The sequence below is a fragment of the Martelella sp. AD-3 genome (assembly GCF_001578105.1).
In the GTDB taxonomy this organism is placed as follows: Bacteria; Pseudomonadota; Alphaproteobacteria; order Rhizobiales; family Rhizobiaceae; genus Martelella.
Genome location: NZ_CP014275.1, coordinates 3,290,125 through 3,314,384, shown reverse-complemented (window position 1 = coordinate 3,314,384; position 24,260 = coordinate 3,290,125). Strand labels below are relative to the sequence as shown.

Below are 24,260 nucleotides of genomic sequence, written 5' to 3'. Positions count from 1 at the left end.
CCTCACCCGAGAATGCCGACCGGCAACGGAACGCGAAGTCCGTTGACGAAGAGGACGTAGATGAACACCGTCAGGAATGCTGCATAGAGGCCGCCGCGCACCAGGCCGCCGCCGCCGATGCGGATCATCAGCAGGATGAACAGGAAGGTAAGCGGCAGGAAACCGACGGATTCCAGAAGCAGGGTATAGAGGCCAAGGCTCACCAGCACGGTGACCGGAAACCAGGTGAAATCCTCGCGTTTGAAAAGCACGGCCGCATGACGGCGCAGCATCGCGATTTCCGCGCGTCCCTGAAACGCCAGGATGCCGCCCGCCAGAATGAATGCGCAGCCGATGATGATCGGCAGGGTTCCCCCGCCGATCGTCATGCCGCCGAGCCCTTCCATCCGCGTTCCGGTGATAGCCAGAACCACGCCGCCGATCACGAAAAGCAATCCGAGGACGGTGTCCGGAACGCCGGTGGCGATGCGGTCTGCATTGTGGTCTTCTGGTGAGGTGTCACTCATGGCCTCACTCCTTTCCGTTGGTGTCGGGAGCAGACGGCCGAAGGCGCTCCGACCGGGATACGGCCGAAAAATCCGTACTTCAGTTGTTGAATGGCGTGCCTTCGGCGGCCGGTCCGGTCCGTCAGTCCTTGACGAGACCGGCGGCGTTCATGGCCTTTCCGAAGGCCTCATCACGCTGGGCGAGGTAGTCGACGAAGGCGTCGCCGCCTTCCCACACGACGCCGTAGGAGCGCTTGGCCATCAGGTCGGCGAATGCGTGGCTGCTGACGACATCGGCCATGACCTCGATCAGCTTCGCGCTGACGTCGTCGGGGAGGTCGCTTGGCCCGCCGAGGCCACGCCAGCCATTGATCGGAAAGTCGATCCCCGTGCTTTCCTTGATCGTCGGCAGGTCAGGGTGTGCCGGATCGCGCTTGGTCCCGAGGATCGAAAGTGCCTTCAGTTCGCCCGCATCGATCAATCCCTGAGCCTCGGGAAGCTGGACGACGCCGACATCGATCGCTCCGGATGCCAGCAGTTGCAGGGCGGGAGCGGCGCCTTCGGTCGGCACCCAGAATGCCCTGTTGCCGTCAAGCTCGTTCACCAGCGTGACATAGGCCAGGTGATTGACGCCGCCCTGATTGGCGCCGCCGGCCCGGATCGCCGCGGCATTTTCCTCGATCGCCGCTGTAAGCGCGTCCATGCTGTCGAACGGGCCGTCGGTTCTGACGACCACGGCGGACGGGTCGGCGTTATAAAGGCCGAGCGGCGTGAAATCCTTGTAGGTCAGTTCGGATGTGCCGAGCCAATGGAACATCGACAGTTCCGTGGTGATGATGCCCAGCGTGTAACCATCGGGATCGGCATCGGCGATTTCCTTGTGGCCGATGACGCTGCCGCCGCCGGTGCGGTTGACGACATTGATCGGCTGGCCCAGCTCTTCTTCCATCAGCGTTGCCAGGATCCGTCCGGTGGCATCCGTTCCGCCGCCCGCGCCCCAGGGCACGATCAGCGTGATCGGCCGTTCCGGGTATTCGGCGCACGCTGCCGAAATACCGCCGACAACGATCACCGTCGTTGCCAGAAGCGTCTTCAGAATAGTCATTGAATTCTCCTCCCAATCTTCCTTTTGGGTTCCGAAAAGGGCCGACAAGGCCCTGCGGTCCAGAATCCCCCTTTGTTCGACGCGGGCAGAAAAGCCGACGCCCTTTGCAGTCTGAAACGGCCGCGCTCAATCGCAATGGCGCTGCACGCCAGTCAAGCCTCCCTGGCGCAATACCGCATAGCGGAATGCTGTACCGCGAATTAATGCTCTCATCGGAGGTCGGGACTGTCAACACAAATCCCAAAAAAAAGAATGGTGTTCCGAATAGCGGGATTTACTGCGCAGGCGATGTCGGTTATGATGCCTCTCAAGAAATCCGTTTCAAACTTTGTCTAGAGCCTGAAACGATTTAGTTCTTCCGTATAACGGGATTGGATTTCTTATTTTGGAAGGTGGGTTCACGGAACGCTGTTGGGGGTAATCATGAAAGACGATCAGGCAGCACGGGTGAAAACCAGAGGCGATGAGGGACTGAAGTCACTGTCGAAGGTGGTGCGCATCCTGGAGTGCTTTTCGGTCAATGACCGCGCATTGTCGCTTGCGACGATATGCCAGCGGACGGGGTTTCCGAAGAGCACGACGCACCGGCTTGTGGCTTCCATGCGGGAGGTCGGGTTCCTGGATCAGGACAGGGAGCGTGACAGCTATCGCCTGGGGCTCCGGCTGTTCGAGTTCGGCGATATCGTGCTCGCCAATCTCGATGTGCGCCGGGAAGCCCGGCCGATGATGGAATCTCTTCAGCACATGACCGGCCAGACCGTTCATCTTGCTGTTTTCGACGGGATGCAGGCTGTTGTCATCCATCGTGTGGGTACCGGAAACGAAAGCCATACCAAAGCGGGCATGATCGAGAACGCGCCGGTGCATTGCACGAGCATCGGCAAGGCGATCCTCGCATTTCAGACTGAGGAGGCCGTCGAACGGGTGATTTCGGCGGGCATGTCGCGCTACACCGACCAGACAATGACCGATCCCGATGACCTGCGCAGGGCCCTGGCCGAAATTCGCGAGAAGGGCTATGCCGTGGACAATGAGGAGCATCAGCCAGGACTGCGATGTCTCGGCGCTCCGATCCACGATCAGAACGGCCGCGTATTCGCCGGCATCAGCGTCAACGGTCCGGCCTGGCAGATTCCCGAAAACGAAATCCCGGATCTGGCCAAGATCGTCGTCTATCAGGCGCGCGTGATCTCCCAGCGCCTTGGTTGGCACGACTGAGCGGCCGGCCGGTGTTTCGGCGCCTGCGGTCTTTGCCGTGTCAGAGACTGGGGCTCGATTGCCGCCCGTCATGCAGAGCGAGCACGCTGGAACGCGCTATCAGGCTCGGTTGAACAAAGGTGCGAACGGGCCAAGGGCCTTTACGGCCCGCGCCGATCTGTCGGATGAGCAATTCCGCTGCATGACGGCCCATTTCTTCGACATGCTGGCTGACGGCGCTGATGGTCGGGGTCACCATGGTCATCCAGAGCGCATCGTCATAGGCCACCACCGAGACATCTTCTGGAACGCGCACACCGTGCTTGCCAAGCGCCACGTAAAAGCGCTGCGAGACGACGCTGTTGGCCGAGAAGATCGCAGTGATCGATTTTGTTTTCAGCGCGCCGACGAACCGGTCAAGACCGGAGGCGATTTCCGCGTCGGAGGAGCCGAGCTTGAAAATGAGGTCTTCCGGCACGGCAAGGCCGCGCTCGGTGAAGGCTTCGCGCCAGCCCTCGATGCGTGCCCGTCCGGTCGTCCACTGGTCGTGATCGATGAGGAGGGCGATCCGTTCGTGGCCGAAGCCGATCAGATGTTCGGTCGCCATCTTGCCGCCGGCCCGGTTGTCGCCTGCGACAAGGGCGTTGGCGTCGCTGACGGAACGGTCGATCTGCAGGACCGGCCGGCCGAAATCGCGCACGCTCGCCACCGCCTCGGCCGAGACCGGCGTGATCGCGATCGCCGAAACACCCATGGCGATCAGCGATTTCACCGCCGCCTTCTGCTCCTTCGGATCGGCGCGATCGATGATCAGGATAACCTCGTAGCCCTCCGCTCGGGCGACCTCCTGAAAACCCGTGGCAAGCTCGGCATAGAAGGGGTCCAGAATACTCGAGACGACGAGACCGATCTGTGTGCTGGAGCCCTGTCTGAGATTGCGGGCATTGAGGTCCGGCACATAGCCGATCTTCTGCGCCGCGGTGACGACGCGCGCCTTGACGTCGGCGGCGACATAGCCCTTGCCGCTGAGCGCGCGCGAGACGGTCGAGGTCGAAAGACCGACCGCCTCTGCGATATCGCCGATCGTGACGCGCTTATCTGCCATGGAGTACGAGCCTCATCAAAAATGCTCTTTTAGCGCGTTTTCTGGTATCTGTTGAAGTACTCATCGAGCGCGAAAAGCCCGGTGCAGTCCTGACATGTCGTCATCCGCCCCAAAACGCGTGAGAAACTGGTCAGGCCGAGGCCATACCTTTCGCCGAGCAGGGCCTTGGCCGAGCCGGGATAGCTCTGTTCCAGGGCCATATCTCCGGCAGTCAGCAACAGCGAGAGTGCATCGGTCTCCTCGCTCGCAGCCCGCTGGAGCAGGTCCGGAAACACATTGGCCATCAGGCCGCAGAACCCGTCCGCACCGGCCTCGAACGAGGCCCGAAATGTTGCCACTTCGGCGTTCATCAGCTTCAGTCGGCTGCCGCTGACAATTCCGATCCTGCGTTTTATTTGCGCAAGGCTGCAGCAGGTATCCTTCAAGAAGGTGAAGCGTCCGCTCTGCGCCGCACAGGCAAGAGCCTTGTCGGAGATCAGCCGCTTGTAGGGGCGGGGCGCCTCGTAGAGACCGAGATCGCCGGTGCTATCTGCGATGATCGTCTCAAGGCATGCGAGAAAGGCCTCGTCGCTTTCGCCCTCAACGACCAGGTGTCCGGTCAGAAGGACGCAGCAGTCAACGCCGCCGATCGCCCGCACACGCGCAATCGCATCCGGCCAGCCTTCGCCTTGCCTGCAGAACACCGAGGCGGCGACGGGAACCCTTCCCGCAACCGCGCGGACAGCGGCCCTGATAACCGCTGCCCGCTCGGTATCGTTCATCGTGAGCGGTTCGGCAGAAAGTCCGGTGACAAGCAAGCCGGCGACGCCGCGCGCGACATAGAAATCGACGAGGCCCTGAATGGCATCAAAATCAATCTCCCCGTTTTCGAGAAACGGGGTGAGGAGAGGCGGCCAGATTTCGGGTTGGCGGGCCATGGTCAGATACCTTCGGACAGGAGGTGAAGTTTGCGGTCGGGTTCGAATTCGAGAAGGTCGAGGGTGACGATCTTGCCGGAGGGCGTTATGGCCAGCGTACGGATTTCGAACGGTTCGAGGGCGAGCGAAAGCAGATGGCCGCCGGCAAAGTCAAGCCCAAGCCGGGCCGAAATCGGGCCGGGCGTGTCGTTGACGAAGCGCATCACGGTCGCCGCAGGATCGTCTTCCCAGGGTTTGAGCGCCGTCAGCCGCAGACCGGGCGTTTCCTCAAGACCTGAAATCAGTTCACGTGCGGCAGGCATGTCGCCGGGATGGAAGCTTTCCATCATCACCCGGGGCGGCATGACCATCATTTCAGCAAGCCGGCTTGCCTCTCCCATATCGTCGCCCGTCTGGGGCAGGAGCCGCACGCTGAAGCGCTGCAGGCCCTGGTCCTGATAGTGATAATGCTCACTGTCGCGCAGCTCGCGCGGATCGTGCCAGGCAAAGACAGGGCTTCTCGCGGCGGTGATGCCGATATCGCCGTCAACGCAGTCATAGGCGTATTTGGCATTGTTGATCACGCTGATCCGCGTGCCATCGGAGCCGGCGACGCTGACCCAGCGCTGGCCGGGATATTCGAGCCCGTCCGCGGGCCGCTCCACATAGCCATATTGCATCTGGTAGCGCGCCGTACTGGCCGATATCGCCGTCGGATAGCGCAGTTTCAGAAGGTGAAGCTCTTCCTGCCAGTCGATTTCGGTGCGGATTTCAAGCGAGCGGGCATCGCTGTCGAGCACGAAGAGTTCGCTCAGGCGTGAGCGTCCGAGGCGGGCGTTGACGCGAATGGAGGCGCGAACCGGGCCGGCATCCTCGATGTGGATGCTCTCGACTTCGAACTGGCGGCCCTGGCCGACATAGGACTCGACCCGGTGGCCCCAAGTGTCCGAGCCATCGGCCGAAACGACGGTATGGATGGCGCCTTTGGCAGGGGCGAGATCCTTCCCGTCGGCAAGGGTGACAAATTCGTCAAGCCAGCCGGTCTGCGGGTTGATCGTCACCCGCAGATGCGCGTTTTCGATCGTTGTGCCGCCAGCGCGTGCCTTCCCTCGCGGCGCGGCTCGCGGCGCTTCGGTCCGGCGAACGCGATAGAGCTTGTGGCCAAAGGCTGGCACCCTGGCGGGGAAGGCTATGCGGGCGCGATAGCGGTCGCGGAAGATGTCTTCCTCGCGGATGGTCGCGTCGGCCCTGATCTTCTGCCAGGGCGTCTCCTCGCCATCCTCGGCGCTGACGATCCAGTTGCCCGGCAGGAAGGAAAGTTCCAGTTCCGCGGTGATTTCGGCTTCGAACGGATGCGGGTTGAAGACGATGAGCGGCTGCGTTTCCTCGTCTGCCGGTATGGCGATGTCGCGGGCCGCGATCTGCAGGGCGCGGTTGGTGACCCTGTCCGCCGTCGCGATCACGCCGCCAAGGGCATGGACCGCGTCTTCGCAGGCGGGAAGGATCGAGCTTCCGGGCAGGATGTCGTGGAACTGGTTGAAGAGCAGCGTCTTCCATGCCTCGTCGAGCTTTTCGCCGGGGTAGGAGACCCCCTGTGTGGCTGCGGAAAGCGTGGCATAGCGCTCCGCCTCCAGAAGTGCGGCTTCTGCCTTCAGATTCATCTGCTTGATCTTCGCAAAGGCCGCGTAGCACCCGGCGGCGTGGCGCTGAAGCTCGCCCTCGTGAACCGGCATGGGCTTGTCGCTGTTCCGGCGCTCCTCGAAAAAGCGGTCGGGGCCGGACATGATCAATCTGCCGAACCGGCCGTCTGCATCAAGCGCCTCGATGCTCTTCAGGTTTCGCCGGGTCGGGCCGCCGCCATGATTGCCGACGCCATAGAAGACCATGGCCTCGTCCTCAAGCGCTGTGCCGATCTTGCTGATGGCGGTCTCCATATGCCGGTCGACGTTTTCCGCCGTCGTGCAGTATTCATGCGGGATCCGGTAGGCGGCAACCGAGGCGCCGCCCAGCCCTTGCCATTCAAACAGCGTATGCGGCATGTCGATTTCGTGCGGGCCGGGGCGCAGGAAGCAGTAAGAGGCGATCCGGTGGCCGGCAAGCACCTGCGGCAGAGCCGCGGAGTGGCCGAAGGGGTCGGCATTGAGGCCGACATTGGCGATGCCGCCGAAATGCTCAAGCAGATAGCGCTGGCCGATCAGACCCTGGCGCACGAAGGATTCGAGATTCGGCAGATTGCAGTCGGGCTCGACCCACCAGCCGCCGACCATGGCGATGCGCCCGGAAACGACGAGGTCGCGAAGCCTGGAGAAAAGCTTGGGGTCGCTCTCGCGGATCCACTCCACGACCGCGACCTGTTCGAAGGTGAAGACGTAGTCCTCGAATTCCTCAAGAAGGGCGACGGCTGCTGTCAGCGTCGCGCGGGCCTCCTGATAGCCTTCCGTCCAGCGCCACAGCCAGACGGGGTCGAGATGGGCATGGCCGACCATGTGAATGGCGGCGAAACGCGATTTCTGCTCAGACATTTTCGCTCTCCGCGACAAGTGTTTCCAGACGGGCGCAGATCAGGTGCATGGCAAGCTGGTGCATCTCCTGAATGCGGGCTGTCATCGTGTGGGGTGAAATGAAGGCGAGGCTGCAATCCTTCGCGATTTCGGCGCCGTTCTGGCCGGTGAAGAGAACGGTTTTGGCGCCTTTTGCCCGGGCGGCGGCAAGACCTGAACAGATATTTTCCGACCGCCCGCTGGTGGAAAAGGCAATGACGATATCCCGCGGTCCGACAAGGGCCGTGACCTGACGGGCGAAAACGGCATCGAAGGAGAAGTCGTTGCCGATGCAGGTGAGCGCCGAAACGTCGGCGGAGAGACAGGTCGCGGGCAGGGGGCGCCGGTTGGACTTGTAGCGGCCGATCAGCTCGCCGCTGAAATGCAACGATTCCGCGGCCGAACCGCCATTGCCGAACAGATAGACGCAGCCGCCCGCAGAAACGCTCTGCCAGATCGCGTCGGCAATGGCTGTGATATCGCGAATGCGCGCCCGCATCTCCGCATTCATGGCAAAATGGTCTGCCATTTCCTCTTCCAGGCTTGCCGTCATTCTCTGATCCTCACCTTGACGCCCGTGGCGCTGCCGATTTCGTTCCATGCGACGGAGGCCGCCGAGGCGACGCCCGAATTGCGGCCGAAGCCCGTCTTGCGCACCGTCAGGCGTTGACCGACGCCGGCGGCCATGCTGCTGCCGACGAGCGCCATCGCGGGCGCGAAGAGCTCTCCATCGGCCTCGGTCACGCCGCCGCCGATCACCAGCAGGGCGGGGTCGAACAGGTCGGCCGCCGCGCGCACCGCACGGGCAAGCATGCCCATCGAACTCTGCCAGAAGGCAAGGGCCTCCTCGTCGCCGGCAAGCGCCGCATCGGCGACATCGCGCGCGGAATAGGGCCGCGGCGTCGCCATGCACATGGCTTTGGCCTCGGTGTAGCGCTTGCCGATCGATGTTCCCGAGACATAGGCTTCAAAACACCCCGTCAGGCCGCAGTTACAGGTGCGGCCATCGTAAATGAGCGGGATATGGCCGAGTTCCGACCCGTTGCCGGTATGGCCGGTATAAAGAAAGCCATCGGTGATGACGCCGCAGCCTATCCCTGAGGACACGGTAATATAGGTCACATCCTTTACTGCGTCGGGATTGTCCCAGAGCGCGGTGGCGATTGCGCCCGCCGCCGCGTCATTCTGCAGATAGGCCTTCGCGCCGAAGCAGGTTTCCATTTGCCGTGTCAGCGGTATGCGATCCCAGTCCGGTAGGTTGGGCGGAGACAGGACTAGGCCTTTTTCGAGGTCGAGCGGTCCGCCGCAGGCGATGCCCGTTCCCTCTATGGCGAGCCCGTTCCTTCTGGCGTGGGTCTCGGCTGCCCTGCCGAGCCGCTCTATCAGCGCCAGGCTCGGTTCCGCCCTGACGGGCGAGCGCTCGCGAGTCTGAAAGGCGATTGCGCCATCGGCATGCACGAGGCCGACGGCGATCTTGGTGGCCCCGATATCCACCGCCAGGACGACGGGCGTCATAGTGTTACTCTGCTCTGCCATATCACTTATCTGGTAACGATTGCATATCTGCATCATTGGCACGAGCCTTAAATTTAGTCAATATGCCTGATTGAAATCGCTAATAATGTCAAAATATGAGCATATATCGTGCATCCAAAGCGAAATTTGGTATGCGGCTTTGTTGACCGGAAGAAAATATGTGATATCGTTTGCAGGTCTTTTAGGGAGGAACCAACATGAACATGCGTGCTCAACTGAAGCTTTCAACGCTGCTGGCCGCGGGCTTTGCCTGCGGCCTGCCTGCTCTGGCGCAGGCCGAGGAATTGTCTGTTGTCTATCGCGACTCGCCCTATGTGTCGGCGGTCATGGAGGCGGCCAAGGCCGAATTCGAAGCCGAACACCCCGGCGACACGATCGAGCTCAACGCGATCAGTTCGTCGGCGCGCGACTACTACACCAAGGTTTCGCTGATGAACCAGTCCGCGTCGACGGCGCCTGACATCATCTATGAGGATGGTTTTCAGATCACTGCGGATGCTGCCGCGGGCTATCTCGAGCCGCTGGATGAACGGCTCTCCGGCTGGGAAGAGTGGGATCAGTTCTCCCAGATCGCGGTCCAGAACGGCAAGTCTTTCGTCGATGGCAAGGTCTATGGCATTCCGCTCGGCACCGACACCCAGGCTATCTGGTACAATAAGGACCTTCTCGAAAAGGCCGGAGTGGGGGCTGACTGGCAGCCGAAGACCTGGCAGGACATTCTCGATGCCGCGGCCAAGGTGAAGGAAAACCTCCCCGGCGTCGATCCGATCAATATCTATGTAACGAAGGCCGGCAACGAGGCGAGCACGATGCGCGGTCTCATGAACCTGATCTCCGGCACGCCGGGCGGGCTCTCGGCAACGCTTTTCGATCCGGAAACGCAGAAATGGGTCGTCGGCTCGAAGGGCTTCCGCGATGCTCTGGCCTTCCTGAAAACCGCCTATGACAACGGCTATCTCGTATCCGATACCGATCTTCAGGATTCGAGCTTCCAGAACGTTCTGGTCGAGCAACGCGTGCCCGATGGCAAGGTTGCCATGTTCATTGACGGCAACTGGATCTGGGCGCGCTGGATCGAGGGCGGCACCGCGCCCTGGGCGGCGTGGAACGAGACGCTCGGCATGGCCAAGATCCCGACGCAGAATGGCCAGGGCAACGGCTTCACCTCCATGTCCGGCGGCTGGACCATCGCCATGAGCCCGAAGACCGAGGACAAGAATCTCGCCTTCGATTTCATGACCACGGTCGCCAATTTCGAAAACAGCCTGACCTATGCCATTCGCGCCGGATCGATCGGCGTGCGCAAGGACGTCATCGCGGACGAGACCTATCTCGAAACCAATCCGACCGCCGGTTTCTTCTCCTCTTTGGTTGAGGTGACCAATTTCCGCCCGGCGCTGGAAATCTATCCGCAGGTTTCCTCGCTCATCCAGGAGACGATGGAGGCCGTAACGGTCGGCGGAGACAGCGTCGAAGACGCGGCCGGTCGCTTCGACCGCCAGCTCACCCGCCTTGCCGGCTCGTCAAACGTCGAAAAAGCGAACTGACATGGCGCAAGGGGCAAGCGGAACGGGTCAAGGGCCGGCAGCAGTGCTGATGCGCATTGTGCCGCTTGCCCCGGCCACCCTGATGATCGTCGCCTTCTTTCTGGTGCCGATCATCTGGGCCATCTACACATCCATGACCAATCTCGGATTGTCGGGCTATGCGGCCCGCAATCCAAGTTTTATCGGCTTTGAGAACTACTACTATCTCTTTACCGATCCGCGCACCTGGGCGGCGCTCGGGCGAACGGCGGTTTTCGTCGGCCTCTCCGTTGCCGGGCAGAACATTGTCGGCTTCTGCATCGCCTATGTGCGGCAGATGGCGACGCCCGCCATTCAGAGTCTGGCCTCGGTCATCGTCATCACGGCCTGGGTTGTGCCGGAAGTCGTCGCGGGCTTCCTCTGGTACACATTCCTGCGCGGCGACGAATCCGGCATGAACCAGATTTTCGATATTTTCGGCTTTGCCCACCAGCAATGGCTTCTGACGGCGCCGCTCGCCGCGGTGATCGTCATCAACATCTGGCGCGGCTGCGCCTTCTCGATGCTCGTCTACTCCGCGGCGCTTCAGGATGTCTCGAGCGAAGTGCTTGAAGCAGCCGAGATCGACGGGGCAGGGCGCATGCAATCGATCTTCGGCGTCATCCTGCCGATCATCCGCCCGGTGATCGCCATCAATGTGGTGCTGACCACGCTCAACACGCTCGGCGTGTTCGGTATCATCTGGATCACCACGGCGGGCGGGCCCGGCACGCGCTCGGAAACGCTGCCGCTCCTGATGTACAATCAGGCCTATGATTTCGGCCTTATCGGCTACGGCTCGTCAATCGCCGTCCTGCTGCTTGGCTTCGGCGTCATCGCCTCCCTCATCTATGTCCGTCTGTTCAAAGTGGGAGAAGCGCGCAATGGCTAATCTCGCCAAGGCCAAGACCCGCGACCGGCTGGCCGCCGATATCGCGCTCACCTTCGTTGCCATCGCCTTCGTCGTGCCGATGGTGTGGATGGTGCTGGCCGCCTTCGATGCCGAGGCGACACTTGCCATCCAACTTCCGGCACGCTGGAGCCTGACGAATTTCGGCGCGATCCTGACGGAGGATGTCGCGATCCGGCCCTTCATGAACAGCGTCATCATTTCGGCCGGGACGTCCTGCCTGGTGGTCATCCTCGCGCTCTTCGCCGGCTATCCTTTGTCGCGCTACAGGCTGCGCTACGGAAAGCAGTATATCTACACCATCGTCTTCGCCAGCGCGCTGCCGATCACCGCCATCATGGTGCCGATCTATGTGATGTTCGTCCATATCGGCCTCGTCGATACGCTTGCGGGTGTCATCGTCTTCCGCACGGCGGCGGAGCTTCCCTTTGCGGTCTGGCTGATGAAGGGGTTCATGGATGCCATTCCGACCGATCTGGAAGAGGCGGCGTGGACGGAAGGGGCATCCCGCATGGAAGGCGTCGCCTATATCGTCGTGCCGCTCCTGGCGCCGGGGATCGCGACCATCTTCATCCTTTCCTTCATCGAGAACTGGGGCAATTTTTTCGTGCCCTTCATCCTGCTGCAAAGCCGCGACAACTATCCGATGGCCGTCTCGCTCTACAGCTTCTTCGGGGAATATGGGGAGGCCATGTATGGCCAGCTTGCCGCCTTCGCGCTGCTTTACACGGCGCCCACGCTGCTCGTCTATTTCCTGATCCAGAAGCCGCTGCAAAAGGGCGGACTCCGGCTCGGCGGCGCGGTCAAGGCCTGAGGGAGACGTCATGCAGAAGAAGCCCAATATCCTCTTCCTGTTTTCCGACCAGCACAGCGTGCGTGCGATGGGCGATTGCGCGGAGACGCCGGTGGAAACCCCGTCGCTCGATCGGCTGGCCGCAGGCGGCGTGCGTTTCGACAATGCCTATTGCCAGAACCCACTCTGCGTGCCGAGCAGGGCGAGCCTTCTGACCGGGAAGTATTGCCGCACGACTGGCATTTACGACAACCGCCACGTCCTGCCCGCCAACGGTCCAACGCTGGCGCGCGCGCTCGGCGGCGCCGGATACCGCACGGCGCTTGTGGGCAAGACGCATTTCAACGGCGAGCAGTTCCAGGGCTTTCAGGAACGCCCCTACGGCGATCTCTATGGCCAGGCCCACCAGCCGGATCCCGCCCGCCACCCAAACGAATCCGGTCTCGGCGATATTCTCGGCGATGCCGGCCCTTCGGGCATTCCCCTTGCCATGACGCAGACGGAAATCTGCGTCAGCGAGGCGGCCAAATGGCTGCAGGGTCACGCGGCCCGTCCGGGAGATGCGCCGTTCTTTCTGGCCGTCCATTTCGACAAGCCGCATTTTCCGATCAACCCGCCGCGTCGCTTCTTCGAGCGCTTCGCGGGCAGGGTGGAACTGCCGGATTATGATCCCGACTGGCTTTCTCGCGCGCCCGCCTTTGTGCAGAAAGCGGCAGCGGCAAGCGGCACGGCGCATCACCGGGGCGATGATGCGGTGAATGCCCGGGCGCTTGCTGCCTATTACGGCTGCGTCGAATGGGTCGATGATGCCGTCGGCCGACTTCTGGACGTAATCGACTATCTCGGCCTCTTCGAGGAGACGATCGTCATCTACGCCTCCGATCACGGTGAGATGGCGGCGCGTCGGGGGCTCTGGCAGAAGACCGTCTTCTATGAGGATTCCGCCCGTGTTCCGCTGATCATCCGCTGGCCGGGCGTGGCGGAGGCGGGGATCCGGACGAATGCTCTTGCCGGGCTGATCGACCTTTACCCGACCCTTTGCGCCGCGGCGGGGATTTCTCCGCCCGAGGGTTTGGAAGGCTTGGACCTCGCGCCGGTTCTTGCCGGGGGCGGGCCGCCGGAGCGGAACCTTTTCTGCGAGAGCGCCGTGCTGAAGCAGCCGGACCACGCTGGCTGTATGCTGCGCCGGGGCGACTGGAAATACTGCCTCTACCTGGACAGCGCCGAGGAACTCTACAACCTCGCCGATGATCCCGACGAGTGGAACGATCTCTCCCGGGCGCCGGGAGAGGCGGCGCTGAAGGCGGAACTGCGGGCGGCGACCGAGGCCTTCTTCAGGCCAGAGGAGTTCGCCGCGCGCTATGCCGCCACCCCGCGCATGCCCTTCGAGAAGCATTTCTACCCTTATTCGAACCAGTTCATCACCGGCAATGGCGTCGTCTTCGACGCGCGGCCCTGACAGACGCGAAACAGCCGAGGAGGAAACCAATGGCCGGCTTTACCCTGAAAAATCTGAGCAAGTCCTATGGTGCGCTGGAGGTCATCAAGGGCATTGACCTTGAGGTGCGCGACGGCGAGTTCATCGTTTTTGTCGGCCCGTCGGGATGCGGAAAATCCACGCTCCTGCGCATGATTGCCGGGCTGGAGGAGGTCAGCGGCGGCGATCTGATGATCGGGGAGAGGCGCTGCAATGATATTCCGGCCAAGGCACGCGGCATTGCCATGGTCTTCCAGTCCTATGCGCTCTATCCGCACAAGACCGTTTACGAAAACATGTCTTTCGGCCTGAAGCTCGCCAAACGACCGAAGGACGAGATCGACCGCAAGGTGCGCGCGGCGGCTGGCATTCTCCATATCGAGCATCTGTTGGAGCGGCGCCCCAGCCAGCTCTCTGGCGGTCAGCGCCAGCGCGTTGCCATCGGCCGGGCGATCGTCCGCGACCCGCAGGTGTTCCTCTTCGACGAGCCGCTGTCGAACCTTGACGCGGCGCTGCGCGTCCACATGCGGCTCGAGCTGTCGAAACTGCATGACGACCTTGGCACCACCATGGCCTATGTCACCCATGACCAGATCGAGGCGATGACGCTTGCCGACCGGATCGTGGTGCTTGACCATGGCGATGTGCAGCAGGTGGGCACCCCGCTGGAGCTCTATCACTTGCCGCAAAACCTGTTCGTTGCGGGCTTCATAGGTTCGCCGAAGATGAACTTTCTGGAAGGAACCATCGCCGCTGTGGAGGCCCATTCGATTGTTGTGGAGGTTCCCGGGTTTGCCCGGGTTTCCGTGCCGGTTCGCCCCGCTCCTGATACCCGCAGCGGCGACACGGTGACGATCGGCATTCGCCCGGAACATATCGACCCCGCTGGCGATGCCGGCGGTTTCGCCTGCGCTATCGAGGTTGCCGAGAATATTGGTGATCATGCCATGCTGCAGTTGCAGGGGGCAGGTGGTCAGTCGCTGATGGTGAAAGCCAGCGGTGATACGTTCTGGAGCCGCGGGGGCGCGTACCCTGTTACCTTTCAGCCGGACGCTTTGCACCTCTTTAATGACGGAGGTACGGCGTTTCCCAGGGTCAACCGTCCGAAAGTGCTGGGCGGCGTGGATGGATTTCGGCCAGCTTGAAAGCGAAGCCTATATTGATTTTGGCTGACGGGAGGTCTCTCTTAGACAGCGGTACGATCTTTTCAAAGCGTTGGAGAGCGCGGTGTGATGGCGGGGTGGAATCCGCAGTGTACCAATTGCGCACTGCTTTCGAGTGCCTATGCGCAGTCATCGACATGCCGGTACGGATCGAACATGTTGCGGGCAAAGCCGGTTGTCGCCCCTTTCCCAAACGGTTGCGGCCTGCCGAACGCCGGGGCCGCTTGCACTTGGGTTTATCTTTCCTCAAATTGGGGGGAGAGGGAATATGCGTCGGCCGTCATGCCGTCACCGGGGGAGACGTTTTTTGCCAGAAGAGACCAGAACCAAGCCGGCAGGTGAGGATTTAATCCCGCGCGATTTTTTTTCGAGCACCGATTATGGCCAGTGGCGGGAGGCCATGAGCCAGCTTTACGTGCCCACTCTGGATCAAGGGGCCGGTGATCCGTTCCGGGTTGAAGTGGACAGTTTCATGCTCGGGATCGGCACGCTGGGACGCTGCATGAGCGTTCGGCAGGCCTTCGCCCGCAGCCGCACGCAGATCGGCCGTGACGGCATCGACAATTACATGGTTCAGATTTTCCGAAGAGGGCGATGCCATGCCCGCGCGCCTGGCGGCGATATCACGCTTGACGCCGGCGACATCTGCATTTTCGACAATGCTGAGCCGCTTGATACCGTCAACGAGGACTTTGACCTCATGGCACTTGCGGTTCCGCGCAACCGGCTTGCTCCGTTGCTGCATGATCCCGATGGGCTGCATTATCGTCGCGTCCGCCGCGACATGCCGCTCGCCCGCTTGTTCCGCTCGCATGTGATGGAAGTCTATCGCATGGCTCCCGCCATGCAGGCGCAGGATGGCCCCCGGGTTTTTTCGGCGCTCGTTCATTTCCTCGCTGCCGTTATCAATGGCGGCAGCGATCTTACCTGTGACCAGAAGGCCCTGTTGCGGCACAGCCTGATGCAGGACGTGCGCCAGCATATCGATGACAACCTAGAGAGCGACAAGCTGACGGTGGAGGACATCGCCGCCCGGTTCGGCGTCTCGCGCACCCGCCTCTATGCCCATTTCGAACCCCATGGCGGGGTCGCTGCCTTCGTGCGTCAGCGGCGCCTGGCCGCAGCCTATCACAAGCTCACCGATCCGCTGGCGCCGCAACCCAATATCAACATCATCGCAACGGCGGTCGGGTTCCAGTCCGAAAGCGCCTTCATCAGGGCTTTTCGCCGGCAATACGGAATGACGCCGGGGGAGGCTCGGCGGCAGCGACATGCGGCCGCGGCGCCGGTGACAACATCCCCCGCGACAAAATATGTCTGGTCCGAATGGTTCACGCGTCCCTGACGCCGACCGAGCTTTGGTGCCGGAAAAGCCATTTCAGGACGTTCGGCATATGATTAGGGACGTGCGAGCGATACATGGCGTTTTCCTTCCTTTAGTCAGGAAATCGATCCGCCGGGCAGCGATTCCCGGTGCTCTAGCGCATCGGCCCGAAAATCGGAATCGATTTTTGGAAAGCACGATGCGTAGATTCAATAGGTTAGAGCGCCGTGCGTCCGAAAGGACGCACGGCGCTCTAGGCAAACTCACGGCTATCAGGGGCAGACGATATGAATTGCCAGACTTTGGACAGGGGCGGCGCCGCGCGTTTCCCACCGGATGCCGAATTGCATTTTGCGCATCCGTACGGACCACGGGGCGTCGCCGCCGTTCTCGATTGCGTCTCCGCGCCAGGCGTCAGCCCGTCAGGTTTCGCCGTCAGCCCGTCAGCCTGGCGCCTCGGGCGTGCGCCTTTTACTGACGTCGAACGGACACGCCGTGGCCGCAGGTCCATCTTCGTGCACCCATCAGAAACATGACTTTCAACGCCAGATTCCAGCCGTCAAGATCCAGCGCTTCCGGCCGAAAGACGTTGCGCCTTTTTACCTGTTCCTGTGGGCACCGACTACGTTTCGGGGCATCTTTCTGCGGGCGGTGTTATCAAGGAACGCCTGTTTACAATCGGCGCTGGCCTTTCAGGTTCTTCTGTTTTTTCTTTATTGTCTTCCTTTTATTTTTATTACCAATGCTGTTTTACGATTTATTTCAGTAGAAATTCCCGAACTCCATTTTATAACCTATGAATATCAGAAAATACGAGCAGTAGGTTCTGCCGGCGCCGGTCCTCAAGACCGGCCGAAGTCGGAACCGAAACGCGCTGCTTTGGGCGCATGGCGATGATCTGCATGAGAGCGTAGCTCGACCGGAGGTCACTGCCATGCGCCGCTTTTCTTTTCCGGACGCTCCGGTTCGTCCGTCCTCGCCTTGTCGGGGCGGTCGCGGGCAAAGGCGTTCTTCCGGCAGCCAGTCCAAGGGAGCAGGTCAGGGGCTGGCCGGCGCTTGCGCAACCCGCGCGCATCTTTGCGGAAACAACGGACGGCAAATCGCCAAAGATTGAATTTAATTTTCCAATCGACGCGCATTGAGGCGAACGGTTTTCTTGGATTGGGGGATCAACTTTTCTAGATTTCGCCACAGTTCGAAACACGAGAAAATGGTTTCCCAATGAAAAAGACAGTTTTTGCCGCGCTTGGCGCCGCTCTCCTCCTGACCGCCGGTGCGCCAGCAAAGGCCGAGGAACAGATGGAAATCCTCAACGTTTCCTATGATATCGCGCGCGAGCTTTACGCGACGATCAATCCGGCTTTCGCCGAGTACTGGAAAAACGAGAGCGGTGAGGACGTCACCATCAAGCAGTCCCATGCGGGCTCCTCCAAGCAGGCCCGCGCCATCCTTCAGGGACTGAAGGCCGATCTCGTGACCTTCAACCAGGTGCTCGACGTTCAGATCCTTGCCGACAACGGCTTCGTCGCCGAGGACTGGCAGCAGGCCCTGCCCAACAATGCATCGCCCTACTATTCGCTGCCCGCCTTCCTCGTGCGCGAGGGCAATCCGAAGGATATCAAGGATTGGGACGATCTCGCCCGCGAGGATGTTCAGCTCGTCTTCCCCAATCCGAAGACCTCCGGCAATGCCCGCTACACCTATCTGGCGGCCTATGCCTATGCGCTCGAAAAGTTTGATGGCGATGATGCCAAGGCGCGCGAATTCGTTGGCGATGTTCTGGGCAATGTCGCCGTCTTCGATACCGGCGGCCGCGGCGCAACGACGACCTTTGTCGAGCGCGGCATCGGCGACGTGCTGATCACATTCGAAGCCGAAGTCGAAAACATCCGTGCGCAATATGGCGAGGATGAATATCAGCGCGTCGTGCCCTCGATCTCGCTCCTGGCCGAGTTCCCGGTTGCCGTGGTCGAAAAGGTCGCCGAAGAACGCGGTACTGTTGACGTTTCCAAGGCCTATCTCGAATTCCTTTACAGCAAGGAAGGCCAGGAAATCGTCGCCTCCTTCAACAACCGCGTCCACAATCCGGAAGTGAAGGCCGAATATGCCGACAAGTTCCCGGAGGTGAAGCTGGTGACGGTCGAAGAGATCTTCGGCGGCTGGGGTGAAGCCAACGAAACCCATTTCAGCGACGGCGGCGTGCTGGATCAGATCCAGGCGGGGCGGTAACAGTTGTGGGGTCGTCTGCCCGACGGCTTACAATACCAGGAAACGGTCGGGTGCGCGTATGCCTCGCTTTCCCGATCTCCCCCCTTGAGGGGGAGATGTCGCGAAAGCGACAGAGGGGGGTATGGTACGCGAGCCATGCATTCCCAGTCCGCCGGGAAGGTTCACCCCTCTCTGCCCTGCCGGGCATCTCCCCCTCAAGGGGGGAGATTGGCGTGTGGAAGGGGCGGTCGGAACGCGCTGGCGTCGGCGTCATGCATCGTGGGTGTAATACTTCGTCGTGCCGTCCAACAAACCTCGCACACCGCCAGACAGGACTTTCGGGAAACCTCGGCATCATCTTCGTAAGGCCATCATGACTCTCATCATGCCGACAGCGAACAGAGGCGCGAGCCGCAGGGTCATGCCTGGTTTCGGGTTGACGCTCGGCGTCACGCTGCTGTTTACCTGCCTGATCATCCTGCTGCCGCTCAGCGCCCTGTTCTTCCAGCTCGGGCAACTCGGGTTTGGCGATTACTGGCGCATCATCTCTTCGGACCGTACGCTTGCCGCCTTCCGGGTAACGATCTCGGCGGCGCTGACGGCAACCGTATTCAACGCCTGTTTCGGCCTGCTGCTCGCCTGGGTGATCGTGCGCTACAAATTTCCGGGCAAGCGCCTTTTGGATGCTTTGATAGATCTTCCCTTCGCATTGCCGACGGCCGTTGCGGGCATCGCGCTCGTCGCGCTCTACGACCGCAATGGCTGGATGGGCATGCTGCTGGCCGAAATGAACATCAAGGTGGCCTATACCTGGTGGGGCATCGCGATTGCCATGACGTTCACCTCCGTGCCCTTCGGCGTGAGAACCGTGCAGCCGGTGATGGAGAGCCTGCGCACCGACCTGGAAGAGGCGGCACAGACGCTGGGCGCAAGCGATCGTCAGGTGTTCCGCCACATCATCTTTCCGCAGCTCTGGCCAAGCTTCATCATGGGCGCTTCGCTTGCCTTCGCCCGCTCGCTGGGCGAATTCGGCGCGGTGATCTTCATCGCCGGCAACATGCCCTACAAGACCGAGATCGCCTCGCTCCTGATCATGATCCGCCTCGATGAATATGATTTCCCCGCCGCAAGCGCGATCGCCGGAACGCTGCTTCTGCTGGCGCTCGCGGTGCTGATTGCCGCCAACATCGCGACCGGTCGCGCCGGGCGGCATCTGAAGAGGGGAGGCTGATCAATGGCGACAGACACCATGCATCCGCAGGTTCGCGCCCTGATGCGCCGCCGCCGGGCGCGGCGTTTCATGCTCGTCATCATCGCCGTTGCCTTTGCCGCTCTGGTCATGGGCCTGCCGAGCCTTGCAATCTTCGTCCGCGCCTTTTCCGAAGGGATCGGCGCCTATGTGGCCAGCATCAACGAGCCGGAAACGCTGCATGCGATCAGGCTGACGGTGATCACCGCGCTGATCGCCCTGCCGGTCAACATCGTCTTCGGCATCTCGGCCGCATGGGCGATCACGCGGTTCCGCTTTCCGGGGCGCCGCGCGCTCGTCACCATTATCGAGTTGCCGTTTTCGATCTCGCCGATCGTGGCCGGTCTTTGCTATCTGCTCGTCTATGGCTCGACCGGCCTTGTCGGCGGGTTCCTCGACCAGTGGAACGTGCAACTGATGTTCAACCTGACGGGCATCGTGCTGGTCTCGCTGTTCGTAACCTGCCCCTTTGTCGCCCGGGAGCTGATACCCTTGATGGAAATCACCGGTCGCGATCAGGAAGAGGCGGCGCTCACGCTTGGCGCCAATGGCTGGCAGACTTTCTTTTACGTGACGCTGCCGAATATCCGCTGGGCGCTGCTTTATGGCGCGATCCTGGCGAATGCCCGCGTCATCGGCGAATTCGGCGCGGTCAGCGTCGTTTCCGGCAATATTCGCGGAGAAACCATGACGCTGCCGCTGCAGGTCCAGCTTCTCTATGATGATTACAACGTGACTGGCGCCTTCGCCGCCGCCACCATCCTTGCCGTGATCGCCGTTCTCACCCTGATCCTGCGATCGGTGATCGAGGCGCGGCATCCACATGGGCACTGAGTTCAACCGGGAGACCGATCATGGGTCTTGAAATCGAAAACATATCGAAATCCTATGGCAGCAACCGTGTACTGGATGCCGTCAATCTGGATGTTGCCCCCGGCGAATTCGTCGCGCTTCTGGGGCCTTCGGGTTCGGGCAAGACCACGCTTCTGCGGATCATCGCCGGCTTGCAGTTTGCCGACAGCGGCAGGCTGGTGATGGAGGGCGAGGACATTACCGGGCTGGAGGCGCGGCTGCGCCGCTTCGGCATGGTGTTCCAGAGCTATGCGCTGTTCGAGCATATGAGCGTTGCCGACAACACCGCCTTCGGGCTGAGGATGCGTCCGCGCGGGCGTCGCCCATCGCGCTCCGAGATCGGCGAACGGGTGAAAACGCTGCTCGACATGGCGGAGATCGGCCATCTGGCGGACCGCTACCCTTCGCAGCTTTCCGGCGGTCAGCGCCAGCGCGTGGCGCTGGCGCGCGCGCTGGCCATCGAGCCGCGCATGCTTTTGCTGGACGAGCCGTTTTCCGCGCTCGACACCAAGATCCGCAAAGGCTTGCGCACGGCGCTTCGCGACCTGCAGCGCCGCGTCGGCATTTCCGCCATTCTGGTGACGCACGATCAGGAGGAGGCCTTCGAGATCGCCGATCGCATCGCCGTCATGTCGGAAGGCCGGATCGAGCAGTTCGGCACGGCCGAAGAGCTCGTCCGCTCGCCGGCAAGTCCCTTTGTGGCTGAATTCCTCGAGGGGATGGCGAACTACGAAAACCAGGGCGCCGGCATCTGACCGGCCCCCGGGCTCCGCTCAAAGCCCCAGCTCCTGCCACATCCGGTCGACGCTGTCCTTCACCGGCTCCGACATCGTCAACACCGCGCCCCATTCGCGGCTCGTTTCCGGACCGATCTTGTTCGTTGCATCAAGGCCGAGCTTGCCGCCGAGCCCCGGTTTGGGCGAGGCGAAGTCGAGATAGTCCACCGGCGTGCTCTCCAGAATGAGCGTGTCGCGCGAGGCGTCGAACCGTGTCGCAAGCGCCCACATCACATCATCCCAGCGTCTGACGTTGATGTCGGGGTCGACGATGATGATCAGCTTGGTCATGTTGAATTGCGAGAGCATCGACCAGAGCCCCATCATCACCCGCCGGGCCTGTCCGGGATAGCGCTTGTCGATCGAGGCGACGATGGCGCGGTAGGAGCAGGCCTCCGGCGGCAGATAGATGTCGGTGATCTCGGGAAACTGCTGCTTGACCAGCGGGATGAAGAGCTCCGTCATCGCTTCGCCCAGCACGGAGGGTTCGTCCGGCGGGCGTCCGGTATAGGTCGACAGGTAGACCGGTTTTTTACGCATGGTGATGGCCGAAAGCGTGACGACGGGAAACCGCTCGACCGCATTGAAATAGCCGGTGTGGTCGCCGTAGGGACCTTCATCGGCCTCCTCAGCCACCGAAACCGTGCCTTCCAGCACGATTTCCGCATTGGCCGGAACGGCAAGCGGCTGGGTGAGGGCAGGGGCGATGCGCGTCTTCCGGCCTCTGAGGACGCCGGCAAAATCAAGTTCGCTCATATCCTCCGGCAGCGGCATGACGGCGGACAGGATGGTTGCCGGATCGGCGCCGATCGCGATGGCCACCGGCATGTCCTTGCCGGCCTTTTGCCATGAGCGGAAATGCTTTGCGCCGCCGCGCTGTTCGAGCCAGCGCATGATCAGCCGATTCCGGCCGAGCACCTGCATGCGGTAGACGCCGACATTGGCGGGGCCGGCGCCCGCGCATTCGCGGGTGATCACCAGCGGCCATGTGACGAGCGGCGCCGGTTCGCCGGGCCAGCACCATTGCACCGGCAGGCGGCCAAGATCGATATCCGCGCCGCGCCAGACGATCTCCTGGCAGGGCGGACGGCTTTCTTCCTTCACGCCGAGAGAGAGCGCCGAACGCAACAGCGGCAGGCTGCCCACCGCGTCCATCAGGCTTGCCGGCGGATGAGGTGATTTCAGTTCGCTGAGGAGCGTCGCCAGTTCCCCGATCCCGCCTTCGGCCAGACCGAACCCCCACTCGATGCGCTCGCGCGTGCCGAAAAGGTTGGTGACGAGTGGTATCGAGCTGATCCGGCCCGCGTCATCCACGGGTTTCTCAAACATCAGCGCCGGGCCGCCCTTCGCGAGCACCCGCCCGTGGATCTCCGTGATTTCGTGTTTCAGCGCGACCGGCCTTGCAATCCGCTTCAGCCGGCCACGGCGTTCAAGCGTTTCGAGGAAGTCCTGGAGCCCGTCATAACGGTGCGGCGGTACGTCTTTTTTCATGTGTTTTCATTGACTGCCGCAAAAGCGGCGGTCTTTGCGCTAGCTCAAATCGAAGCGGCCCCGCTGCCGATAGTTTGCAGCCATCGCGGCTTAACAAAAGGCAGAACTGATGAGATTCCCGCCAGCACTCGCAATCCCGTTCGATCTTGTGCCGGTTCCGATCGCCGAGCGCACCGCCAACATGCTGCTGCAGCGGCTGGTCCGCCGCCATCCCGGCCTGTTCGAGCGTCTGGGCGAGCACAAGTCCAAGCGCTACGCCTTCCGGCCGATCGACCTGCCTTTCGTCTTCGTCGTCGCGCCCGCGGATGAAGAGGTGACCGTGTTGCGCGGCGATGCCGAAGACGGGGCAGATGCGTCCGTCGAAGGGCCGTTCTTCATGTTGCTGGCGCTGATGGAAGGCCGGCTGGACGGCGATGCGCTGTTCTTCTCGCGCGACCTGGCGATCTCGGGCGACATGGAAGCCATGCTGGCGCTGAGAAACGCGCTTGATGATTGCGACATCGACCTGCCGACCGATCTTTCGACGCTTGCCGGTCCCTTCGCCCCGGTCGTTGCCCGTACGGCGGCGCGTATCCGCGGCAAGGTTCTGTTCGAGGAGCCGCGTTCATGGAGCTGATCTGCCCCGCGGGGACCCCCTCCGCCTTTCGCGCCGCCGTCGATGCCGGCGCGGACGCCGTCTATTGCGGTTTCCGCGACGAGACCAATGCCCGCAACTTTCCGGGCCTCAATTTCTCGCGCGAGGAACTGGGCGAGGCGATCGCCCATGCCCATCGTCACGGCACGAAGGTTCTGGTCGCGCTCAACACCTTCATGCGCGCCGGGGCGGAAGAGATCTGGTACGAGGGCGCGCGGGATGCCTCAAGGCTCGGCGCCGACGCCCTGATCCTGGCGGATATGGGGCTGATGGCCTATGTGGCGGAAAACCTGCCCGAGCAGCGCCTTCATGTCTCGGTGCAGGCCTCGGCCTCCAATGCGGACGCGATCAGCTTTCTGGTCCAGGCCTTCGGTGCCAAGCGGGTGGTGCTGCCCCGCACGCTGACGATTGACGACATCGCCGGGATTTCGAGGGCCGTCAACTGCGAGATCGAGGTCTTCGTTTTCGGCGGGCTCTGCGTCATGGCCGAGGGGCGGTGCTCGCTCTCCTCCTATGCCACCGGCAAGTCGCCGAACATGCATGGCGTCTGCTCGCCCGCAAGCCACGTGCGCTATCGCCGGGAAGGCAACGAGATGGTCTCCGAGCTCGGCGGCTACACGATCAACCGTTTCGGCCAGGGCGAGCCCGCCGGCTACCCGACGCTCTGCAAGGGCCGGTTCGATATCGGCGAGGCCTGTGGCTATGCGTTCGAGGATCCGGTCTCGCTCGATGTCATGAGCGAGATCGATGCGCTGCGCGCGGCAGGGGTCTCGGCGCTCAAGATCGAAGGGCGCCAGCGCGGCAAGGCCTATGTGGCCGAAGTCGTTTCAACGCTCAAGGCCGCTCTTGATGCCGGTCCGGAACGAAGGGCCGCGCTTCTTTCGGGGCTGCGCGGCCTGTCGGAAGGGCAGAAGACGACATCGGGCGCCTATGAGAAGAAATGGCGATAAGGAG

The 24,260-nt window shown here is 62.0% G+C and carries 22 protein-coding genes; 14 read left to right on the top strand and 8 right to left on the bottom strand.

Features of this window, described 5'->3' with window-relative positions; all coding sequences use genetic code 11:
• Positions 1-2 precede the first annotated feature (2 nt).
• Entirely contained in the window at positions 3-506 is a 504-nt protein-coding gene (locus AZF01_RS15385; RefSeq protein WP_024708636.1) for a tripartite tricarboxylate transporter TctB family protein, read from the bottom strand.
• A 121-nt stretch (positions 507-627) separates the two neighbouring features.
• Positions 628-1,590, bottom strand: a complete 963-nt coding sequence (locus AZF01_RS15380; RefSeq protein WP_036237370.1) for a tripartite tricarboxylate transporter substrate binding protein — start codon at positions 1,588-1,590, stop codon at positions 628-630.
• Between the two features lie 423 nt (positions 1,591-2,013).
• Here AZF01_RS15380 and AZF01_RS15375 point away from each other — a divergent pair, with 423 nt between their 5' ends.
• The gene (locus AZF01_RS15375; protein ID WP_024708638.1) at positions 2,014-2,808 is read left to right on the top strand and encodes an IclR family transcriptional regulator; all 795 of its coding nucleotides are present in this window, start codon (positions 2,014-2,016) and stop codon (positions 2,806-2,808) included.
• A 40-nt stretch (positions 2,809-2,848) separates the two neighbouring features.
• On the opposite strand, the gene AZF01_RS15370 is transcribed toward AZF01_RS15375, so the two are convergent.
• The 5 genes from AZF01_RS15370 to AZF01_RS15350 are packed head-to-tail and all read right to left on the bottom strand — an operon-like array spanning position 2,849 to position 8,864.
• Entirely contained in the window at positions 2,849-3,892 is a 1,044-nt protein-coding gene (locus tag AZF01_RS15370) for a LacI family DNA-binding transcriptional regulator (protein ID WP_024708639.1), read from the bottom strand.
• 29 nt (positions 3,893-3,921) lie between these two features.
• Positions 3,922-4,809 carry a dihydrodipicolinate synthase family protein gene (locus AZF01_RS15365; RefSeq protein WP_024708640.1) on the bottom strand — a complete coding sequence of 296 codons (888 nt, stop codon included), beginning with the start codon at positions 4,807-4,809 and terminating at the stop codon, positions 3,922-3,924.
• A gap of 2 nt (positions 4,810-4,811) precedes the next feature.
• On the bottom strand, positions 4,812-7,310 hold the full coding sequence (locus tag AZF01_RS15360) for an alpha-mannosidase (RefSeq protein WP_024708641.1): 2,499 nt from the start codon (positions 7,308-7,310) through the stop codon (positions 4,812-4,814).
• The gene (locus AZF01_RS15355) at positions 7,303-7,881 is read right to left on the bottom strand and encodes an SIS domain-containing protein (protein ID WP_024708642.1); all 579 of its coding nucleotides are present in this window, start codon (positions 7,879-7,881) and stop codon (positions 7,303-7,305) included. Before AZF01_RS15355 ends, AZF01_RS15360 begins: the two co-directional genes overlap by 8 nt.
• A complete protein-coding gene (locus AZF01_RS15350; protein WP_161633039.1) occupies positions 7,878-8,864 on the bottom strand; it encodes an ROK family protein in 987 nt (328 codons plus the stop codon). The genes AZF01_RS15355 and AZF01_RS15350 overlap by 4 nt, the downstream gene beginning before the upstream one ends.
• A gap of 197 nt (positions 8,865-9,061) precedes the next feature.
• On the opposite strand from AZF01_RS15350, the gene AZF01_RS15345 reads away from it, so the two are divergent.
• The 11 genes from AZF01_RS15345 (at position 9,062) to AZF01_RS15300 (ending at position 21,160) form a co-directional block, all read left to right on the top strand.
• Positions 9,062-10,411, top strand: coding sequence for an extracellular solute-binding protein (locus AZF01_RS15345; protein ID WP_024708644.1), 1,350 nt, complete (start codon positions 9,062-9,064; stop codon positions 10,409-10,411).
• Positions 10,412-10,460: 49 nt separating this feature from the next.
• Positions 10,461-11,321, top strand: a complete 861-nt coding sequence (locus AZF01_RS15340; protein ID WP_024708645.1) for a carbohydrate ABC transporter permease — start codon at positions 10,461-10,463, stop codon at positions 11,319-11,321.
• Entirely contained in the window at positions 11,314-12,153 is an 840-nt protein-coding gene (locus AZF01_RS15335) for a carbohydrate ABC transporter permease (protein WP_024708646.1), read from the top strand. Before AZF01_RS15340 ends, AZF01_RS15335 begins: the two co-directional genes overlap by 8 nt.
• Positions 12,154-12,163: 10 nt before the next feature.
• The gene (locus AZF01_RS15330; RefSeq protein WP_024708647.1) at positions 12,164-13,591 is read left to right on the top strand and encodes a sulfatase-like hydrolase/transferase; all 1,428 of its coding nucleotides are present in this window, start codon (positions 12,164-12,166) and stop codon (positions 13,589-13,591) included.
• Between the two features lie 29 nt (positions 13,592-13,620).
• Complete coding sequence (locus AZF01_RS15325; protein WP_024708648.1) at positions 13,621-14,754, top strand: ABC transporter ATP-binding protein; 1,134 nt, start codon at positions 13,621-13,623, stop codon at positions 14,752-14,754.
• A 193-nt stretch (positions 14,755-14,947) separates the two neighbouring features.
• A complete protein-coding gene (locus tag AZF01_RS15320; RefSeq protein WP_197489608.1) occupies positions 14,948-16,117 on the top strand; it encodes a helix-turn-helix domain-containing protein in 1,170 nt (389 codons plus the stop codon).
• A 330-nt stretch (positions 16,118-16,447) separates the two neighbouring features.
• Positions 16,448-16,993: a hypothetical protein gene (locus AZF01_RS24065; protein ID WP_156484740.1), complete on the top strand. Its 546-nt coding sequence runs from the start codon at positions 16,448-16,450 to the stop codon at positions 16,991-16,993.
• A 324-nt stretch (positions 16,994-17,317) separates the two neighbouring features.
• Entirely contained in the window at positions 17,318-18,325 is a 1,008-nt protein-coding gene (cysP, locus tag AZF01_RS15315; protein WP_024709338.1) for a thiosulfate ABC transporter substrate-binding protein CysP, read from the top strand.
• Between the two features lie 364 nt (positions 18,326-18,689).
• Positions 18,690-19,535, top strand: coding sequence for a sulfate ABC transporter permease subunit CysT (gene cysT / locus AZF01_RS15310; RefSeq protein ID WP_024709339.1), 846 nt, complete (start codon positions 18,690-18,692; stop codon positions 19,533-19,535).
• Positions 19,536-19,538: 3 nt separating this feature from the next.
• Positions 19,539-20,387 carry a sulfate ABC transporter permease subunit CysW gene (cysW, locus tag AZF01_RS15305; protein ID WP_081725847.1) on the top strand — a complete coding sequence of 283 codons (849 nt, stop codon included), beginning with the start codon at positions 19,539-19,541 and terminating at the stop codon, positions 20,385-20,387.
• A gap of 20 nt (positions 20,388-20,407) precedes the next feature.
• A complete protein-coding gene (locus AZF01_RS15300) occupies positions 20,408-21,160 on the top strand; it encodes an ABC transporter ATP-binding protein (RefSeq protein WP_051424129.1) in 753 nt (250 codons plus the stop codon).
• A gap of 18 nt (positions 21,161-21,178) precedes the next feature.
• Here AZF01_RS15300 and AZF01_RS15295 read toward each other — a convergent pair whose 3' ends face one another.
• The gene (locus tag AZF01_RS15295; protein WP_036237896.1) at positions 21,179-22,672 is read right to left on the bottom strand and encodes a UbiD family decarboxylase; all 1,494 of its coding nucleotides are present in this window, start codon (positions 22,670-22,672) and stop codon (positions 21,179-21,181) included.
• 106 nt (positions 22,673-22,778) lie between these two features.
• Here AZF01_RS15295 and AZF01_RS15290 point away from each other — a divergent pair, with 106 nt between their 5' ends.
• Both AZF01_RS15290 and AZF01_RS15285 read left to right on the top strand, forming a co-directional pair.
• On the top strand, positions 22,779-23,288 hold the full coding sequence (locus AZF01_RS15290; RefSeq protein WP_024709341.1) for an SCP2 sterol-binding domain-containing protein: 510 nt from the start codon (positions 22,779-22,781) through the stop codon (positions 23,286-23,288).
• On the top strand, positions 23,279-24,256 hold the full coding sequence (locus tag AZF01_RS15285; RefSeq protein WP_024709342.1) for a peptidase U32 family protein: 978 nt from the start codon (positions 23,279-23,281) through the stop codon (positions 24,254-24,256). Before AZF01_RS15290 ends, AZF01_RS15285 begins: the two co-directional genes overlap by 10 nt.
• Positions 24,257-24,260: the final 4 nt, after the last annotated feature.

Excerpts from the sequence above, each read along its gene's own strand:
- AZF01_RS15345 (WP_024708644.1), top strand. The coding sequence starts at position 9,062 with ATGAACATGCGTGCTCAACTGAAGCTTTCAACGCTGCTGGCCGCGGGC.
- AZF01_RS15355 (WP_024708642.1), bottom strand. The coding sequence starts at position 7,881 with ATGACGGCAAGCCTGGAAGAGGAAATGGCAGACCATTTTGCCATGAAT.
- cysT (WP_024709339.1), top strand. The coding sequence starts at position 18,690 with ATGCCGACAGCGAACAGAGGCGCGAGCCGCAGGGTCATGCCTGGTTTC.
- cysP (WP_024709338.1), top strand. The coding sequence starts at position 17,318 with ATGAAAAAGACAGTTTTTGCCGCGCTTGGCGCCGCTCTCCTCCTGACC.
- AZF01_RS15380 (WP_036237370.1), bottom strand. The coding sequence starts at position 1,590 with ATGACTATTCTGAAGACGCTTCTGGCAACGACGGTGATCGTTGTCGGC.
- AZF01_RS15360 (WP_024708641.1), bottom strand. The coding sequence starts at position 7,310 with ATGTCTGAGCAGAAATCGCGTTTCGCCGCCATTCACATGGTCGGCCAT.
- AZF01_RS15325 (WP_024708648.1), top strand. The coding sequence starts at position 13,621 with ATGGCCGGCTTTACCCTGAAAAATCTGAGCAAGTCCTATGGTGCGCTG.
- AZF01_RS15285 (WP_024709342.1), top strand. The coding sequence starts at position 23,279 with ATGGAGCTGATCTGCCCCGCGGGGACCCCCTCCGCCTTTCGCGCCGCC.
- AZF01_RS15365 (WP_024708640.1), bottom strand. The coding sequence starts at position 4,809 with ATGGCCCGCCAACCCGAAATCTGGCCGCCTCTCCTCACCCCGTTTCTC.
- AZF01_RS15335 (WP_024708646.1), top strand. The coding sequence starts at position 11,314 with ATGGCTAATCTCGCCAAGGCCAAGACCCGCGACCGGCTGGCCGCCGAT.
- AZF01_RS15375 (WP_024708638.1), top strand. The coding sequence starts at position 2,014 with ATGAAAGACGATCAGGCAGCACGGGTGAAAACCAGAGGCGATGAGGGA.
- cysW (WP_081725847.1), top strand. The coding sequence starts at position 19,539 with ATGGCGACAGACACCATGCATCCGCAGGTTCGCGCCCTGATGCGCCGC.
- AZF01_RS15370 (WP_024708639.1), bottom strand. The coding sequence starts at position 3,892 with ATGGCAGATAAGCGCGTCACGATCGGCGATATCGCAGAGGCGGTCGGT.
- AZF01_RS15340 (WP_024708645.1), top strand. The coding sequence starts at position 10,461 with ATGCGCATTGTGCCGCTTGCCCCGGCCACCCTGATGATCGTCGCCTTC.
- AZF01_RS15300 (WP_051424129.1), top strand. The coding sequence starts at position 20,408 with ATGGGTCTTGAAATCGAAAACATATCGAAATCCTATGGCAGCAACCGT.
- AZF01_RS15350 (WP_161633039.1), bottom strand. The coding sequence starts at position 8,864 with ATGGCAGAGCAGAGTAACACTATGACGCCCGTCGTCCTGGCGGTGGAT.
- AZF01_RS15385 (WP_024708636.1), bottom strand. The coding sequence starts at position 506 with ATGAGTGACACCTCACCAGAAGACCACAATGCAGACCGCATCGCCACC.
- AZF01_RS15330 (WP_024708647.1), top strand. The coding sequence starts at position 12,164 with ATGCAGAAGAAGCCCAATATCCTCTTCCTGTTTTCCGACCAGCACAGC.
- AZF01_RS15295 (WP_036237896.1), bottom strand. The coding sequence starts at position 22,672 with ATGAAAAAAGACGTACCGCCGCACCGTTATGACGGGCTCCAGGACTTC.